This window comes from Duganella sp. 1224, assembly GCF_013408245.1.
Lineage (GTDB): Bacteria > Pseudomonadota > Gammaproteobacteria > Burkholderiales > Burkholderiaceae_D > Rugamonas.
This window is the reverse complement of sequence record NZ_JACBYS010000001.1, coordinates 1,374,281-1,390,771: the sequence shown is the minus strand read 5'-3', so window position 1 is coordinate 1,390,771 and position 16,491 is coordinate 1,374,281. Positions and strand designations below refer to the sequence as shown.

Annotated in this window: 19 protein-coding genes; 8 read left to right on the top strand and 11 right to left on the bottom strand. The window is 65.0% G+C overall.

Features of this window, described 5'->3' with window-relative positions; genetic code table 11:
• Positions 1-43: 43 nt before the first annotated feature.
• From FHW58_RS06285 to FHW58_RS06255, 7 genes are all read right to left on the bottom strand, one after another.
• Positions 44-916, bottom strand: a complete 873-nt coding sequence (locus tag FHW58_RS06285; RefSeq protein WP_179672188.1) for a proteasome-type protease — start codon at positions 914-916, stop codon at positions 44-46.
• 42 nt (positions 917-958) lie between these two features.
• The gene (locus tag FHW58_RS06280) at positions 959-1,759 is read right to left on the bottom strand and encodes a transglutaminase family protein (RefSeq protein ID WP_179672187.1); all 801 of its coding nucleotides are present in this window, start codon (positions 1,757-1,759) and stop codon (positions 959-961) included.
• Between the two features lie 14 nt (positions 1,760-1,773).
• Positions 1,774-2,721: an alpha-E domain-containing protein gene (locus FHW58_RS06275; RefSeq protein WP_179672186.1), complete on the bottom strand. Its 948-nt coding sequence runs from the start codon at positions 2,719-2,721 to the stop codon at positions 1,774-1,776.
• A gap of 1 nt (position 2,722) precedes the next feature.
• Positions 2,723-4,153 (bottom strand): circularly permuted type 2 ATP-grasp protein, encoded by a 1,431-nt coding sequence (locus FHW58_RS06270; RefSeq protein WP_179672184.1) that lies wholly within the window; start codon positions 4,151-4,153, stop codon positions 2,723-2,725.
• Between the two features lie 99 nt (positions 4,154-4,252).
• On the bottom strand, positions 4,253-4,783 hold the full coding sequence (locus FHW58_RS06265; RefSeq protein ID WP_179672182.1) for a PRC-barrel domain-containing protein: 531 nt from the start codon (positions 4,781-4,783) through the stop codon (positions 4,253-4,255).
• 118 nt (positions 4,784-4,901) lie between these two features.
• The gene (locus tag FHW58_RS06260; RefSeq protein WP_179672181.1) at positions 4,902-5,204 is read right to left on the bottom strand and encodes a hypothetical protein; all 303 of its coding nucleotides are present in this window, start codon (positions 5,202-5,204) and stop codon (positions 4,902-4,904) included.
• Positions 5,205-5,319: 115 nt separating this feature from the next.
• Positions 5,320-5,700 (bottom strand): hypothetical protein, encoded by a 381-nt coding sequence (locus FHW58_RS06255; protein WP_179671056.1) that lies wholly within the window; start codon positions 5,698-5,700, stop codon positions 5,320-5,322.
• On the opposite strand from FHW58_RS06255, the gene FHW58_RS06250 reads away from it, so the two are divergent.
• Positions 5,609-6,541, top strand: coding sequence for a ferritin-like domain-containing protein (locus FHW58_RS06250; RefSeq protein ID WP_373996636.1), 933 nt, complete (start codon positions 5,609-5,611; stop codon positions 6,539-6,541). The genes FHW58_RS06255 and FHW58_RS06250 overlap by 92 nt on opposite strands.
• On the opposite strand, the gene FHW58_RS06245 is transcribed toward FHW58_RS06250, so the two are convergent.
• From FHW58_RS06245 to FHW58_RS06230, 4 genes are all read right to left on the bottom strand, one after another.
• Positions 6,538-6,918, bottom strand: coding sequence for a DUF2147 domain-containing protein (locus FHW58_RS06245; RefSeq protein WP_179672179.1), 381 nt, complete (start codon positions 6,916-6,918; stop codon positions 6,538-6,540). The genes FHW58_RS06250 and FHW58_RS06245 overlap by 4 nt on opposite strands.
• Before the next feature lie 62 nt (positions 6,919-6,980).
• Positions 6,981-7,784: a PP2C family serine/threonine-protein phosphatase gene (locus tag FHW58_RS06240; RefSeq protein WP_179672178.1), complete on the bottom strand. Its 804-nt coding sequence runs from the start codon at positions 7,782-7,784 to the stop codon at positions 6,981-6,983.
• Positions 7,785-7,937: 153 nt separating this feature from the next.
• Complete coding sequence (locus FHW58_RS06235) at positions 7,938-8,693, bottom strand: anti-sigma factor domain-containing protein (RefSeq protein WP_179672176.1); 756 nt, start codon at positions 8,691-8,693, stop codon at positions 7,938-7,940.
• Positions 8,690-9,301 (bottom strand): sigma-70 family RNA polymerase sigma factor, encoded by a 612-nt coding sequence (locus FHW58_RS06230; RefSeq protein ID WP_179672174.1) that lies wholly within the window; start codon positions 9,299-9,301, stop codon positions 8,690-8,692. The genes FHW58_RS06235 and FHW58_RS06230 overlap by 4 nt, the downstream gene beginning before the upstream one ends.
• A gap of 167 nt (positions 9,302-9,468) precedes the next feature.
• Here FHW58_RS06230 and tssA point away from each other — a divergent pair, with 167 nt between their 5' ends.
• Genes tssA through tssG form a run of 7 tightly spaced genes read left to right on the top strand, consistent with a single transcriptional unit; the run spans position 9,469 to position 16,487 of the window.
• Positions 9,469-10,533: a type VI secretion system protein TssA gene (gene tssA, locus FHW58_RS06225; RefSeq protein WP_179672173.1), complete on the top strand. Its 1,065-nt coding sequence runs from the start codon at positions 9,469-9,471 to the stop codon at positions 10,531-10,533.
• A 43-nt stretch (positions 10,534-10,576) separates the two neighbouring features.
• Positions 10,577-11,086 carry a type VI secretion system contractile sheath small subunit gene (gene tssB, locus FHW58_RS06220; protein WP_179672171.1) on the top strand — a complete coding sequence of 170 codons (510 nt, stop codon included), beginning with the start codon at positions 10,577-10,579 and terminating at the stop codon, positions 11,084-11,086.
• 3 nt (positions 11,087-11,089) lie between these two features.
• The gene (gene tssC, locus FHW58_RS06215) at positions 11,090-12,592 is read left to right on the top strand and encodes a type VI secretion system contractile sheath large subunit (RefSeq protein WP_179672169.1); all 1,503 of its coding nucleotides are present in this window, start codon (positions 11,090-11,092) and stop codon (positions 12,590-12,592) included.
• Positions 12,593-12,631: 39 nt separating this feature from the next.
• Positions 12,632-13,111, top strand: coding sequence for a type VI secretion system tube protein Hcp (locus FHW58_RS06210; protein ID WP_179672167.1), 480 nt, complete (start codon positions 12,632-12,634; stop codon positions 13,109-13,111).
• A gap of 12 nt (positions 13,112-13,123) precedes the next feature.
• A complete protein-coding gene (gene tssE, locus FHW58_RS06205) occupies positions 13,124-13,633 on the top strand; it encodes a type VI secretion system baseplate subunit TssE (protein WP_179672165.1) in 510 nt (169 codons plus the stop codon).
• Positions 13,630-15,480 (top strand): type VI secretion system baseplate subunit TssF, encoded by a 1,851-nt coding sequence (tssF, locus tag FHW58_RS06200; protein WP_179672164.1) that lies wholly within the window; start codon positions 13,630-13,632, stop codon positions 15,478-15,480. The genes tssE and tssF overlap by 4 nt, the downstream gene beginning before the upstream one ends.
• Positions 15,465-16,487, top strand: a complete 1,023-nt coding sequence (gene tssG / locus FHW58_RS06195) for a type VI secretion system baseplate subunit TssG (RefSeq protein ID WP_179672162.1) — start codon at positions 15,465-15,467, stop codon at positions 16,485-16,487. Before tssF ends, tssG begins: the two co-directional genes overlap by 16 nt.
• Positions 16,488-16,491 lie beyond the last annotated feature (4 nt).

Genomic DNA, 16,491 nt, shown 5'->3' with positions numbered 1-16,491 from the left:
CTTGCTTTTATACTACCATAGGCCGGGTGGGCCACCGGCCGCATTACTGCTGTCCATCGTAAAATTGCTGGGACAAGGTCTGCAATGGCGGACTGGCCACGGTCGGCGCCAGGCCGGCCGGCGGCGTCACCCGCACCGGCTTGCTGCCAGTGTTGGTTGAATGCAACACATTGCCCGGCGTTTCGGGCGCGGCGTTCCACACCGGCGCCTCCAGCCCTTCGAAAACGCTCTTCAACTGATGGCCCCAGGTGTTGCGGATCATCTGGAAGTACTCGTTGCGGTCATCAATTGTTACAAAATGGGTCACGGCCAGGCGGTCGCTCTCGTACACCAGCAAGTCCAGCGGCAGGCCGACCGAGACGTTGGAGCGCAGCGTGGAATCCATGGAAATCAGCGCGCACTTGGCGGCGTCGTCCAGCGAGGTGGTGGGCGTCACCACGCGGTCGATGATGGGCTTGCCGTATTTGGCCTCGCCAATCTGGAAATAGGTGTTCTCGTCGTGCGCCTCGATGAAGTTACCAGCCGAGTAAATCTGGAACAGGCGGCAGCGCTCGCCCTTGATCTGGCCGCCGAAAATGATGCTGACATTGAATTCGATGCCGAAATCGGCCAGCGACTTGGCCTCGCGCTCGTGCACCTGGCGCACCGCCTGGCCGAGGATGCGGGCCGCCTCGTACAGGCTGGGCACGGTCCAGATGCTGTGGCCGTCATCGGTCTTGAGTTCGGACAGCAGCTGGCGGATCGATTGCGAAATCGACAGGTTGCCGGCCGTCATCATCACCATCATGCGGTCGCCGGGCACCTCGAACACGCTCAGTTTGCGGAATGTGCCGACCTGGTCGACGCCGGCGTTGGTCCGCGAATCCGATAAAAACACCAGCCCGGCATTCAGGCGCATGGCCACACAATAAGTCATCGTCGCAAAGTATTGATTAGAAGTATCGTTATTTTACATCGCTCACTGCGGGACGATCTGTACGTCGACGCTCAGAGACTCCGTGCCGCCGCCGCGCCGCACGCCGCGCACCGGCGCCGCGCCGTCATAATCACGGCCGATGGCCAGGCGGCAATAGGCGTCCGTCATCAGCCGCGCATGGGTGACGTCGATGCTGACCCAGCCGGTAAAGTCCTTGTCCTCGGCCCAGGCGTCGACCCAGGCGTGGCTGGCCGCGTGGCCGGTGTTGCCGGGATCGATGTAGCCGGACACGTAGCGCGCCGGAATGCCATGCGCGTGGCAGCAGGCCAGGAACAGGTGGGCGTGGTCCTGGCACACCCCTTGGCCGAGGGCAAGGGCGTCGCTGGCGGTGGTGGACACGGCGGTCGCACCGCTTTGATACCGGACCGCACCAAAGATGTGCTCGGCGAGGCACATCAGGTCGCGCGTCATGGCCTTGCCGTCTGGCAAGCAGGACGCCGCCAGCTCGAGGATGCCGGGGGTGGGCGCCGTCAGCCGCGTCGGCACGGTGAAGATCAACGGCGACAGCGCGTCGGCGACGATGCGGCCGCGATCCGGCGTCACCGTGTCCACCACGCCGCTGGCGACAATCGACAAGGCCTGGTGCGGCGCGTCCATGGTCATCATGTTCGACAGGTTGCCGTAGGCGTCGGTGTAGCTGTGCATGTGACCGGGCGCCGACAGGTTCCACGTCAGCACATGCTGTTGCGGCTCCACGCGCGGCGTCAGGTGCAGCTGCTGGATGGTGTAGGCCAGCGGCAGCGTGTAGGTGTAGCGCGTTTCATGCCGTATCGTCAGTTGCATGGGAAGCCTTTCGCTTATGCCGCCAGCGGCACCAGGAAGTCGCGGCTGACGCGGTTGCCCAGTTCGTAGATATTGGCCAGGAAGCGGGTCAGGTTGTCGTGCAGGCCTTCCGCCAGGATGTCGTCGATCTTGCCGAATTGCAGCTCGGCACGCAGGCGGCCGGCGAAACGTTCGGTATCGGCCGAGACGTCGTTGCGCACTTCGTGCAGATTCTGCACCACCTCGTCCATGCAGGCCAGCAGCGAGCGCGGCATGTCGCCGCGCAGCATCAACAATTCGGCGATGCGGGCCGGGGTGATGACGTCGCGGTAGACCTTGCGGTAAATTTCGAAGCCGGACACCGAGCGCAGCATCGCGCCCCAGTAATAGAAGTCGCGCTGGCTCATGTTTTCGCTGCTGTCCTGGGCGCCGCCGTGGTATTTGACGTCCAGAATCCGCGCGGTGTTGTCGGCGCGCTCCAGGAAGGTGCCGAGGCGGATGAAGTGGATCGCCTCGTCGCGCAGCATGGTGCCCAGCGTGACGCCGCGCGACAGGTGGGAGCGGTACTTGACCCATTCGAAGAACTTGCTCGGGTCGGTTTCCAGCCAGTCGCTTTTCAGGCGGCGCTGCATGTCCAGCCAGGTCTGGTTCTGGATTTCCCACACTTCGGTGGTCAGCGTGCCGCGCACGGCGCGGGCGTTTTCGCGCGCCTGCGTCAGGCAGGCCACGATCGACGACGGGTTGCCCGGATCGCGCACCATGAAGTCGATCACCTCGCGCCCCTCCAGCGACTGGTATTTCTGGTCGAATGCGTACTGCAGCTCGGAGATGCCGAGCAGGGCGCGCCAGCCGCGGGCGTTTTCCTCGTCGGACTGCGGCAGCATCGAGGTTTGCACGTTGACGTCCAGCATGCGCGCGGTGTTTTCTGCGCGCTCGGTGTAGCGGGCCATCCAGAACAAATGGTCGGCGGTTCGGCTCAGCATCTTATTTCTCCAGTATCCAGGTGTCTTTGGTGCCGCCGCCCTGCGACGAGTTCACCACCAGCGAGCCTTCCTGCAGGGCCACGCGCGTCAGTCCGCCCGGCACCATCGAGATCGTCTTGCCGGACAGCACGAACGGCCGCAGGTCGATGTGGCGTGGCGCGATGCCGGTGTCGACGTAGGTCGGGCAGGCGGACAGGGCCAGCGTGGGCTGGGCGATGTAGCCGTCCGGCCGGGCGATCAGGCGCTGGCGGAATTCTTCGATCTGCGCCTTGGTCGAGGCCGGCCCCACCAGCATGCCGTAGCCGCCGGCGCCGTGGACTTCCTTGACCACCAGTTCCGGCAGGTTGGCCAGCGTGTAGGCGAGGTCTTCCTTCTTGCGGCACTGGTAGGTCGGCACATTGTTCAGCACCGGCTCTTCGGACAGGTAAAACTTGATCATGTCCGGCACGTACGGGTAAATCGACTTGTCGTCCGCCACGCCGGTGCCGATGGCATTGGCCAGCGTCACGCGGCCGGCGCGGTAGACCGACAGCAGGCCCGGCACGCCGAGCGAGGAATCCGGCCGGAACGCCAGCGGATCGAGGAAATCATCGTCCAGCCGGCGATAGATCACGTCCACGCGCTTGGGCCCGCGCGTGGTGCGCATGAACACGGTGTTGTCGCTGACAAACAAATCCTTGCCCTCGACCAGTTCCACGCCCATTTGCTGGGCCAGGAAGGCGTGCTCGAAGTAGGCCGAGTTGTACATGCCGGGCGTCATCACCACCACGGTCGGATCGGTGATGCCCATCGGCGCCACCGAGCGCAGGTTGTCCAGCAGCATGTCCGGGTAGTGGTCGACCGGCGCGATCTTGTTGCGGGCGAACAGTTCCGGGAACAGCCGCATCATCATCTTGCGGTCTTCCAGCATGTAGGAGACGCCGGAGGGCACCCGCAGATTGTCTTCCAGCACGTAGAACTCGCCCTGGCCGGCGCGCACGATGTCGACGCCGGCGATGTGGGCGTAAATATCGGACGCCACGTTGATGCCCTGCATCTCCGGCCGGTACTGCGCGTTCTTGTAGATCTGCTCGGCCGGGATGATGCCGGCCTTGATGATGTTCTGGTCGTGGTAAATATCGTGCACGAACATGTTCAGCGCCTTGACGCGCTGTACCAGCCCGGTCTGCAGGTGTTTCCATTCCGAGGCCGGAATGATGCGCGGGATGGTATCGAACGGAATCAGGCGCTCGGTGCCGGCGTCGTCGCCGTAGACGGCGAAGGTGATGCCGACCCGGCGGAACGTCAGGTCCGCCTCGGCACGCTTGCGTTCGATGGTATCGGCCGACTGGCGCTGCAGCCAGCCGCAGAACTCGCGGTAGTGCTCACGCACTTCAGCGCTGGCGGTGTGCGCCAGGCCGTCAGCTGTCATTTCATTGAAGAATTTTGGCATATCGAACATTCCCAGTTAAGCACGATTACTCTTCTATCAAGAAACGTGCCAACGGGAATGCCCGATTTTGGTGCAAGCGCCTGGGCCGGGCGCCGTCAATCAGATGTTGCCGATGCCGCCGCTGCGCGAGCCCGGATTGGTCGTGGTGGTGCTGCTGTAGCCCGGATCGCTTTGCAGATTGGCGCTGCCGCTGCCCATCACGCTGCCGGTCGAGGTGACGCCGCCGGCGATGTTCTGCTGGGTGCCGTAGAAGCTGTGCAGCTCGGTGTTGAATTCGGTGCTGGCCATGTCCGGCCAGTCATCCTTGTCAAAGCCCGGCGCGTTTTTGAGGTGCTCTTTGGACACGTCCAGCAGGAAGCGCTTGTTGTCGGTGTCCAGTTGCAGCGCCTGCCATGGCACGGCGAACAGCTTGTCGCCCATGCCCAGCCAGCCGCCGAAGGACAGCACGGCGTAGGCCACCTGGCCGCTGCGCATGTCCAGCATGATTTCCTTGATGTCGCCGAGGTCTTCGTCCTGGCGGTTGTACACATCCTCACCGATGAGCGTGTCAGCGCCCATCAGGCGTGGGCCCGGGCCGTTTGCGTCGTCGCTGCGATAGATGCCGTAGGTGTCGCGGTCTAGATAGCTCATGATGGTCTCCAATGGTTAGTGAGGTCCCGTGCCTGACGGCGCGGTGACAGGCCATATCATGCGGCGCGCACGATAGCTGAGGTATCGGTGCGCGCGCAGTGTCGCTGTAGGACAGGGATTAGTTCCTTGGTAACACTGGCGACCCACACGGCTTATCGACACCCATCCCCCACGTCAGCACCTCCATCTTTTGCAGCGGCACCTTCACTTCCTTGTCGCCCGATTTGACGATGAGCAGGAATTCGGTGCCAACCCGGCTGGCCAGTTTTAATGGATTAACGCAACCAGGATCTTTTTCCGCAGTGGCGGCGCAAGTCCCCGGCACCAGCACGTTGAGCCCCTTGCAGGCGGGTTCTTTCACGATCAATGCGGTATTGGTCAAACCACCAAACGACAAATTGGAGAAGATCGCGGTCGGCAAACTTTTCGATTCCGACGGCATCGCCAGGTAATGATGGGCAGGCACAGCGAAACGCCGATATAGGCCGCATAGGCTCTGGCAGTGATGTCATCGTGCGAGGGCGCGCGGAAGCGCATTAACGCGAGTCCCCAGAACACCAGAAACAGGCGCCAGTCACGCCGCAGAGGACGGCGCGCAACACAAACAACCTGAATGTTGTCTGGTCGTCGTCCTTTCTTTCGCTGCGTATCATCAGGCTCGGGACGTTAAAGATTACCATCAAAATCGCGCTGAGAAATACGCCCACCAAGGCCACGGCCAGTAAAAATGATGACGCGGTCTTGAGGTCAAGGTCGGGGAGGTAGCCTAGTTGCGCAAAATAGACCAGTGCAATCAAGCCTCCAATTATCAAGGCGAGATTCCACATGGTGATGAAGGGATTTTTCAGCGTCGCATCCAGCAGGCGGTGGGTGATCGACGGCTTGTCAGCGGCAGGGAGGTCTTGTTCGGGTGTCATAATATCGTCAGAGTTGAAAAATGAAGTGGATAAACACGTGAACACCGAATTACGCGCACGCGCATTGCAATGCCTCACAGAGTCTGATCCCGCTGTAAAAGTAGCAGCAGTCAACGCGCTATCAAATGATGTGGAACAACTTATTGCTACCGTTGATCCGCAGATGACGCTGGTGGCGTCGATGCAAATTCCCGGCCGGCCGGCGCGGCCGCAGCTGGTGTCGCCGCGCTTGCTGGGGCGGCGGTCGATGAATACGCCGGAGGGAAGGGCGATGCTGGTGCACGCGCTGGCGCATATCGAGTTCAACGCCATCAATCTGGCGCTGGACGCGGTCTGGCGCTTTGGCGGCATGCCGGCCGCGTATTACACCGACTGGCTGCAGGTGGCGCGCGAGGAGGCCTATCATTTCTCGCTACTGGACGCGCACTTGGGCACGCTGGGCTACCGCTACGGCGACTTCAGCGGGCATGACAGCCTGTGGGAAATGGTCGAGAAAACCACCGGCGATGTGCTGGCCCGCATGGCGCTGGTGCCGCGCACGATGGAGGCGCGCGGCCTGGATGCCAATCCGCCGCTGCGCGCCAAGCTGGCCCAGGCCGGCGATATGGAAGCTGCCGCCATCCTCGACATCATTTTGCGCGACGAAATCGGCCACGTGGAAATCGGCAATCGCTGGTACGGCTATCTGTGCCGATTGCGTGGACTGGAACTGATGCCCACCTACGCCGCGCTGGCACGCCAATATGAAGCGCCGACGCTGCGCGGCCCGTTCAATCTGGAGGCGCGCCGGCAGGCGGGCTTTACCGAGGCAGAGTTGCGCGCGTTGACGCAGGCGACCTAGGGTTTGCTGCCGCCATCCGGCGCGCGCCATGTCTGCGTCTGGCCCATGAGGCGCGAGCCGATGTAGCCGTCCTTGCCCAACTGGCCGCCGATGCCGAAACTGAGCGCGCAATTGTAGTTTTCGCGGTCCTCGCGCGCGCCGAGGTTGCGCGTCCAGGCGTCGCGCTGCGGCGCGGTGCGGCGGAATTCTTCGCGCAGGCCGCCGCTGGACGATTGCGCGGCCAGCTTGTCGTCGCGCGCAGCCGCATCCAGCGCTTTCAGTGACAGGCCGCTGGCGCCGCACAGACCGTTCGCGCAGGCACCATCCGCCGGCGCCGCCCACGCCGGCTGGCCCAGGCTCAAAGCCATGGCCATGGCGGCAATTAACTCAACCTTCATAGAGACTCCTCGCTGTCAGACTGGTGGCATGGTAACTCCTATGCGATTAAATCGCAACCGAATCACATGCAACGCGCTAGCAACGTGGTGATGTTGTCGCGGCTGCTGTGGTGCTTGGCCAGCGCGATCAGTTCGCCGCACAACGACGTCAGCGGTAGCGGCAGTGCCAGCACTTGCGCCAGTTCCGCGTGCGGCGCCCAGCCATGCAAGCCATCGCTGCACAACAGCAGCAGGTCGCCGGTCTGCAGGGCGTGCAGCGAAATATCCGGCGTCAGCGATGCCGCCGGTCCCACCGCCTGCAGCAGCAAATTATGCGGCGGCAGCCCTCCGGGCGCGCCGGATTCCAGCGCCAACTGGTAAGCGGTCTGGTCGCGCGTCAGCTGCGCCAGTTCGCCATCGCGATAGCGGTACAGGCGACTATCGCCAACATGAAACAGCAGCAGCGCGTCCATGCCCGGCAGTTCCAGAAATCCCGTCAATGTGCAGCCCATGCCGGCGCCATCGGCGTGGCCGCGCGCGCGGTTTTCCGCATACAGTTTGGCATTGGCGTGCTGTATGGCCTGGAGCAGGGCGGTGGTGTGGCGCCAGCGCGGATTGACGGCGGTGGCATCGGGATCGTCGGCGTCAACGCCAGTGGCGCGGGCAGGGTGGGCGTCACATAGGCGGGCCTCGCGCAAGCTGGCGTGCAGCGCCGACAGCGCGCCGGCGCTGGCCACTTCGCCAGCCTGGTGGCCGCCCATGCCATCAGCCACGGCCGCCAGGCCGAGCGCGGGGTCGATCAGGAAATCGTCTTCATTGTGACGGCGCACGTCGCCGGTATCGCTCAGTCCATGGATCTCCGTCAGGCGGAGGGCGGGCTGCGTCATCAAACTTGCTCCTTGCAGGCGTGGCGCCGGCAAGATGCCGCCGCGTCTATCAGACAGATACGCGGCGGCGGCGCAAACGGATGCGGTCAGCGCAAGAAAATCTGCGCGAATAACTCTTTCGATAGGTTTATTCGCGGCGCGCTTCGGTTACGCTTACCAGAACTTGACGCAATGCCCCGACAGCACGAATGGCGACGCGGGCGTTGCGGCATTCGGGTCGGTTTCAAACGACACCGCCAGCAGCTTCACCTTGAAGAACATGTCTTCCGCTGGCTGATTCAAATGGATCGTGACATTGCCGCTCGCCGGCACATCCGTGATCGGGATCGGCGCGCCATTATCCATCGGCAGCGCCCACATGCGCGCCACCATGCCAGGCGGTATCACCAACGGTTTGAGCAGCTTGATGGTCATCGTGTGCCCGCGCCGGTGCGATCCCGCCGTCAGCACCGCGTCGCCCTTGGCGTCGCTGAGTATGCCGACATAGCTGGCGGGAAGGCTGGCGTTTGTATGGTGCATGCCGAAGATGCCGGCATTCTGCTTGACCAGTCCGAACGCCAGCACCGCGCCGAGGCAGAATGCCACCGCCGGCCGTCCCCAGCCATCGAGGCTGCCGCGCAGCTTGTGCCACCAGCCACTTGGCGCGGTGGCCGCCGCGGCGGAGGGCGCCACATGCGGCCGGGGCTGGGTGTGCGCGGCGATGGCGTCCCACACGGCCGATGGCGGCGCCACCGGCTTGACAGCGGACGCCAGCGGCGCCAGCTCATTATTCCACGCGGCCACCGCGCGCTGGGCCTGCGGCGATTCCGCCAGCAGGCGCGCGAAACGCGGTCGGGCGCGCGCGGCCATGGTACCCAGCACATACGCGCCGGCCAGGCGATCCAGCAATTCCGGACGTTCGTAATTCATCGCGACCCTTTCGGCGTCGCCGGCTGCGACGAGGACTCGACACATTTGCGCAGCCGCTCAAGGCCGCGCCGTACCCATGCCTTGGCCGTGCCCAGTGGCACCTGCAAATGTTCCGCCAGCTCGGCATGCGACATGCCGTTGTAATACGCAAGCGCCAGCGACTGGCGGTGCGGCGCTTCCAGCAGGGACAGGCAACGATTCAATTCCATTTTCTCCGTGGCGGCAGCATACAGTTCATGCGGATCCGCATGGTCTGCCGCTTCTTCATGGGCGGGTTCCGACGACGTTTCGTCGAGGACAACAGTGTTGTCGAATTCTAACTTGCCCCTGCGCAGACGGTCCAGCGACTTGTTGCGAACGATGCTGATCAACCACGTCATCGGCGTCGACAAGGTGGCGCTGTAGCCGCCGGCCTGCTGCCAGACATTGATGAAGGCGTCCTGCAGGATTTCATCGGCCAGCTCTTTCTTGCGCACGAAGCGCAGGGCCACACCATACAGGTGGGCGCTGGTGAGATCGTAGAGCTGCTTGAACGCGGCGTGGTCCTGCAACGAGACGCGCTGTAGCAGTATCACCAGACGCTGATTTTCCGGTGTGTGGTTGTCCATAGGCTGACTCGGGGTTTCGGAGTTCGTGGATTAATTGGCGGGCGGATTATAGCCGCACTTGTCTTTCGACACGCGTTCATCTGTGCGCGCCAAAAAAAATTTACACGCGCCTGCATCCAGTTGCGCATCGCTTGCGTAAATCCCGATACAAGCATACCGGAGCACGCATGAGCGCGATTACCCCTTTCGATGTAGCGTCACTGAGCGCAGCCTTAAATGAGGCCGCGCCTTGCGGCGACAATCTGGAATACGACCCGCAATTTCTGGCGGCGGAAGAGGCGGCGCGCGGCACGCCGGAAGTTCAGTATGGCAGCACCATTACGCCGGCCACGCCGCCGGACTGGCAGGCGGTGCGCGCGCAGGCGCTGGCGCTGATGACGCACAGCCGCGACCTGCGTCTGGCGATGCTGCTGGCGCGCGCGCAGTTGGCGCTGGATGGTGTGGCGGGCCTGGCGTCGGCGCTGGCTCTGCTGTCGGCGCTGATCGAGCGGCACTGGGACCACGTGCATCCGCAACTGGATGCGGACGATGACCATGATCCGACCCTGCGCATCAACGTGCTGGCGGCGCTGTGCGATGGCGCCGGCTTGCTGCGCGATCTGCGCGAGACGCCGCTGGCGCGGGTGCGCGCGGTGGGCAGCGTCACCCTGCGCGATATCGATCTGGCCGGCGCCGACGGTGCGGCCGATGACGATGGCCAGCAGCGCAATGCGCAGGCGATGCTGGAGGCGGTGTTTTCCGCCGCCGACCAGCGTGAACTGGCCGACACGGCGGGCGCGTTGCGCGCGTGTGCCGCCAGCACGGCGGAGATCGAGCAGCGGCTCACGCAGCTGGCGGGCGTTGGCCATGCGCTGGATTTGTCGCCGCTGTCGTCGCTGCTGCGGCGGGCGGAAGGCATCGTCACGGCGCATGTGCAGGCGCTGGCCATACCCGGCGAAGGCGGCGCCGGCGGCGCGACCGCAGCTGGCCACGCCGGCGGCGCGGCCGCCGCTGGTGCTGGTGCTGGCGCCACAGCGCGCGCGGACCAGGTCAGTAACCGCGCCGACGTCACCCGCATGCTCGACAAGCTGTGCGCCTATTACGCCGCGCACGAACCTTCCAGCCCCGTGCCCTTGCTGCTGCAACGCGCGGCGCGGCTGGTCGACATGAATTTCACCGAATTGCTGCAGGACCTGGCGCCGGAAGGCCTGGGCCAGTTGTCGCAGATCAGCGGTGTCCGCCATGAGGGCTGACGCCGTCACTCAACAAACCCACATCAATCAACGGAGGTCAGGCGTGGCAAAAGAAAGCAGTCAGAAGTTCATCGGGCGCAACCGCGCGCCGCGGGTGCAAATCGAATACGACGTCGAGGTCTACGGCGCCGAAAAAACCGTGCAGCTGCCGTTCGTCATGGGCGTGTTCTCGGACCTGTCCGGCAAGCCGGCCGAGCCGCTGCCGCCCGTGGCCGAGCGCAAATTCCTGGAAATCGACATCGACAACTTTGACGAGCGCCTGAAGTCGATGAAGCCGCGCGTGGCCATCGACGTCCCGAACACGCTCACTAACGAAGGCCGCCTGCCGGTCGAGCTGACCTTCGAAAGCATGGACGACTTCACGCCCGGCGCCATCGCCCGCAACGTCGAGCCGCTGCGCAAGCTGCTGGAGGCGCGCGCCCAGCTGTCCAACCTGCTGACCTACATGGATGGCAAAACCGGCGCCGAGGAACTGATCGCCAAACTGCTCAACGACACCGCCTTGATGAAGGCCTTGAGCGCCGCCCCGAATCCCGCTTCGCAACAAGGATAAACCATGGCCATCGCCACCACTGAACTGAACCAACCGACGGCGGCCGCCGCCGCCATTGACGCCGCCGACAGCGACTTCGCCAGCCTGCTGCGGCAGGAATTCAAGCCGCGCACCGACAAGGCGCAGGAAGCCGTCGAGAACGCCGTGCGCACGCTGGCCGAGCAGGCCTTGCAGGATACCGCCCTGGTATCCGGCGACGTGCTGGGCACGATCGAAGGGCTGATCGCCCAGCTGGACCAGAAACTGTCCGAGCAGATCAACCACATCCTGCACCACGACGACTTCCAGGCAGTGGAAAGCGCCTGGCGCGGCCTGCACTACCTGGTCACCAACACCGAGTCGGACGAATCGCTGAAGATCCGCGTGCTCAACGTCTCCAAGCAGGAGGTGCACAAGACGCTGCGCAAGTTCAAGGGCGTGGCCTGGGACCAGAGCCCGATCTTCAAGAAACTGTACGAGGAAGAATACGGCCAGTTCGGCGGCGAGCCGTACGGCGCCTTCGTCGCCGACTACTATTTCAACAACAGCGCGCCGGACGTCGAGCTGTTGACACAGATGGCCCAGATCAGCGCCGCCGCGCACGCGCCGCTGATTACGGCCGCCGACCCCGGCGTCATGCTGATGGACTCCTGGCAGGAACTCGCCAATCCGCGCGACCTGACCAAGATTTTCCAGACGCCCGAACACGCCGCCTGGCGCACCTTCCGCGCCTCGGAAGACGCGCGCTACGTCGGTCTCGCCATGCCGCGCTTCCTGGCGCGCGCGCCGTACGGCGCCAAGAGCAATCCGGTGGAGGCATTCGACTTCGAGGAGCGCACAGGGCAGGCCGGCAGCAAGGACTTCACCTGGGCCAACGCCGCCTACGCGATGGCGGTCAACATCAATCGCTCGTTCAAGCACTACGGCTGGTGCTCGCAGATCCGCGGCATCGAGTCCGGCGGCGCGGTGGAGGGGCTGCCGGTGCACACCTTCCCGACCGATGACGGCGGCGTCGACATGACCTGCCCGACCGAAATCGCCATCAGCGACCGCCGCGAGGCCGAGCTGGCCAAGAACGGCTTCATGCCGCTGGTGCACAAGAAAAACAGCGACTTCGCCGCCTTCATCGGCGCGCAGTCGATGCACAAGCCGGCCGAATACGACGATCCGGACGCCACCGCCAACGCCAACCTGGCCGCGCGCCTGCCGTACCTGTTCGCCACCTGCCGCTTCGCGCACTACCTGAAGTGCATCGTCCGCGACAAGATCGGCTCGTTCAAGGAACGCAGCGACATGGAAATCTGGCTCAACAACTGGATCGGCCGCTACGTCGAGCACAACCCGGCCACCGCAACCGAAGCCGACAAGGCGCGCAAGCCGCTGGCCGGCGCCGAGGTGGTGGTCGAGGAAATCGAGGACAACCCCGGTTACTACGGCGCCAAGTTCTACCTGCGTCCGCACTACCAGCTGGAAGGCCTGACCGTGTCGCTGCGGCTGGTGTCCAAGCTGCCCTCGGCCAAGGCCTAAGCCGCGCCGTCTCCCACTCATCATTCATAAAGGTACAACATGATCCTGCTGAAATTCGCCACCCAGATCAAGGGCACTTCCACCGTCGCCGGCCACACCGACTGGATCACCATCGACGCCATCCAGATGGGCGTGGGCCGCGCCATCTCGGTCAGCGGCGGCGGCACCGACCGCGACACCAGCAATCCCTCGTTCTCCGAAATCAGCCTGACCAAGGCCACCGACATCGCCTCGGCCGACCTGTTCATGCAGGCGGTGTGCGGCAAGAGCCTGGGCAAGGCCGAGCTCCACTTCATCCAGACCGGCGGCCAGGACAAGAAACAGCAAGTGTTCCTGACCATCGAGCTGGACAGCCCGATTATAAGCTCGTACTCGGTCAGCAGCAGCGGCGAGCGTCCGACCGAAACGTTCTCGATCAACTTCACCAAGATCAGCTACAAGTACGACTCCTTCACCGGCGCCACGGTCGTCACCGGCACGCCGAAGAAGTGGGACCTGGAAGCCAACGCGGTCTACTGATCGGGCACTCCCATGGCAGAACTGCTCAGTACCGACCGCCTGCAGCCCGCGCTGCTGGACCGCCTGACCGACGATGCGCCGCAAGCGCAGCTGGAGTCGCGCGACCAGCGCGTGCTGTCGATGCGCGGCTTGCGCAAGGCGGTGCTGCGCGACCTGGGCTGGCTGCTGAACAGCACCGGCCTGGCCGCTGTGCAGCCGCTCGACGGCACGCCGCTGGCGGCGCAATCGGTGCTGAATTTCGGCTTGCCCGACCTGACCGGCAAGACCGCGTCCGGACTGGACCGCGCCGCGCTGGCGCGCCGCATCCGCCAGGCGGTATGGGACTTCGAGCCGCGCATCCTGCGCGACAGCCTGCGCGTGGTGGCGCTGGCGCCTGGCGCGGCGGCCAACCAGGTGGCGTTTGAAATTCACGGCGAGCTGTGGGGCCAGCCGCTGCCGGAACGGCTGTACCTGAAAACCGAACTGGATCTGGAAATCGGCGAACTGCGCCTGTACGACCTGGACGCCGGAGGCGCGCCATGAATCCGCAACTGCTGCGCTACTACGAAACCGAACTGCAGCACCTGCGCGAGCTGGGCGGCGAGTTCGCGCGCGACTTCCCCAAGATCGCCGGCCGGCTCGGGTTGGAGGAACAAGCCTGCGCCGATCCCTACGTCGAGCGTCTGCTGGAGGGCGTGGCGTTCCTGGCCGCCCGCGTGCAGATGAAGGTGGACGCGGAATTCCCACGTTTCACCAACCACCTGCTGGAACTGGTCTATCCGCAGTATCTGGCGCCGACGCCGTCGATGGCGGTGGTGCAGCTGCAGCCGGACATGGGCGAGGGCAGCCTGGCGCGCGGCTTCACGGTGCCACGCGGCAGCGCCTTGCACAGCCAGTTGGGCAAGGATGACCAGACGGCCTGCGAATTCCGCACCGCGCACGCCGTAACGCTATGGCCGGTGGAGGTGGCCGCGGCCCGTTATACCGCCTGTGGCCCCCAGCTCAACGGTATCGACCTGGGCCGCTTCGGCCCGGTCAGGGCGGCGTTGCGCCTGCGCTTGCGCACCGGCGCCGGCCTCACATTCAGCGACCTGGCGCTCACTTCGCTGCCGCTCCACCTGCGCGGCGGCGACGCCTTGCCGGCGCGGCTGATGGAGGCGCTGCTGGCGCAATCGGCCGGCATCCTGGCCATGCCCGCCCACGAGGCGCCGGCGTGGCACAGCGTGATCGCCCGCGAACAGCTGCGCGCCATCGGCAGCGGCGACGACGAAGCGCTGCTGCCGCCCAGCGCGCGCGCCTTCCAGGGCTACCGGCTGCTGCAGGAGTACTTCGCGCTGCCGCAACGCTTCCTGTTCGTCGAACTCGGCGGATTGGACGGCGCGGTGCAACGTTGCGCCGAGACGGAACTGGATATCGTGGTGCTGCTCAAACGCCACGAGCCACAACTGCAAGCGCTCAACGCCGCCAACATCGGCTTGTACTGTACGCCGGCGATTAACTTGTTCCCCAAGCGGGCCGACCGCGTCCACCTGTCGGACCAGCAATCCGACTACCACGTCGTGCCCGACCGCACGCGGCCGATGGATTACGAGATTTACGAGGTCCGCGCTGTCACCGGCTACGGCAGCGGCGCCGATGCCGTGCAGACTTTCGCCTCCTTCTACCACGCCAACGACCAGCGCCCCGGCGCTTATTACCAGCTGCGGCGCGATACCCGGCTGCAATCGGAACAGCAGCGCCGCCACGGCGCCCGCTCCAGCTACCTCGGCAGCGAAGTATTCCTGACGCTGGTGGACGCCGGCGCCGCGCCGTACAACAGCAATCTGCGCCAGCTGGGCGTCGAGACGCTGTGCAGCAACCGTGACCTGGTGCTCAGCATGCCCCTTGGCGGCGGCAAGACCGATTTCACCATCGGCGCCGGCGCGCCGGTACGCTCGGTGCGCTGTGTGGCCGGACCCAGCGCGCCGGCGCCATCGCACGCGCAGGGCGACACCGCGTGGCGGCTGGTCAGTCATCTGTCGCTCAACTATCTGTCGCTGCAGGACGAGGATGCGGGCGCCTTGCGCGACATGTTGCGCCTGTACTGCCGCGCCCATGACACCGCCGCCCAGCGCCAGATTGACGGCGTACGTTCTGTGCAAGCCGACAGCATCGTGCAGCGCCTGCCGCTACCGGGTCCCATCAGCCACGGCCGCGGCTTGCAGATCACCATTACGCTGGATGAGATGGCGTTTGAAGGCAGCAGCATTTTCATGTTGGGCATGGTGTTGGAGCAGTTCTTCGCCAAGTACGTGAGCCTGAACTCATTCACCCAGACCGTCATCCGCAGCGCCACGCGTGGCGTGATCATGACCTGGCCGCCAAGGATAGGGCGATGCGAGATTCTGTGACCGTGCTGCAGCGCCTGCAGCAGCAACCCGCCGCGTTCGACTTCTACGCGGCGCTGCGGCTGATCGAGTGCAGCCATCCGCAACTGCCGCGCATCGGCCAGGCGGCCAGCCCGCGCGACGAGGCGCTGCGGCTGGGCCAGCAAGCATCGATGGCATTCGCGCCGGCCATGCTGGCGGCGCTGGAGCGGGAGGGCGACGCCGCGCCGCGCCTGCTGGTCGAATTTTTCGGCCTGCTGGGCGCCAACGGCCCGATGCCGCTGCACCTGACCGAATACGTGCGCGACCGCCAGCGCAACAGCGGCGACGCCACGCTGGCGCGTTTCCTGGACCTGCTGCAGCACCGGATGATCAGCCTGCTGTACCGGGCCTGGGCCAGCGCCCAGCCCGCCGTCAGCCTGGACCGGCCGGACGCCGACCGCTTTGGCGGCTATCTTGGCGCGCTGATCGGCATCGGCATGCCGTCGCTGCGCCAACGGGACACGGTGCCGGACAGCGCCAAGCTGCACTACGCCGGCCGTCTGGGCCCGCAGACGCGCAACGCCGACGGTCTGGCCGCTGTGCTGAGCGACCATTTCCGGTTGCCGGTGCGGGTCCAGCCGTTGTGCGGCCACTGGATGCGGCTGCCGGCCGATGGCTTGACGCGCCTGCGCAGTGGGCCGGAGGCGGCGACACTCGGCCACACCACGGTGCTGGGGCGCCAGGTCTGGAACACGCAGCACAAATTCCGCCTGTTGCTCGGCCCGGTGGACCAGGCACGCCTGCAGGAGTTCCTGCCGGGCGCGGCCGGCATGCGGCGGCTGACCGACTGGGTGCGCCAGTACGCCGGCCTGGCGCTGGACTGGGACGTGCAACTCATCGTCAAAAAAGACGCGGTGCCGCGCCTGAAGCTGGGCAGCGGCGCGCAGATCGGCTGGAATAGCTGGCTGATCAGTAAAACACCCGAGCGGGACGACCACCAGCTGCGCCTGGCGCCGCGCCGTCGTGCCGCTGCGGCCGACATCACTTGAAAAG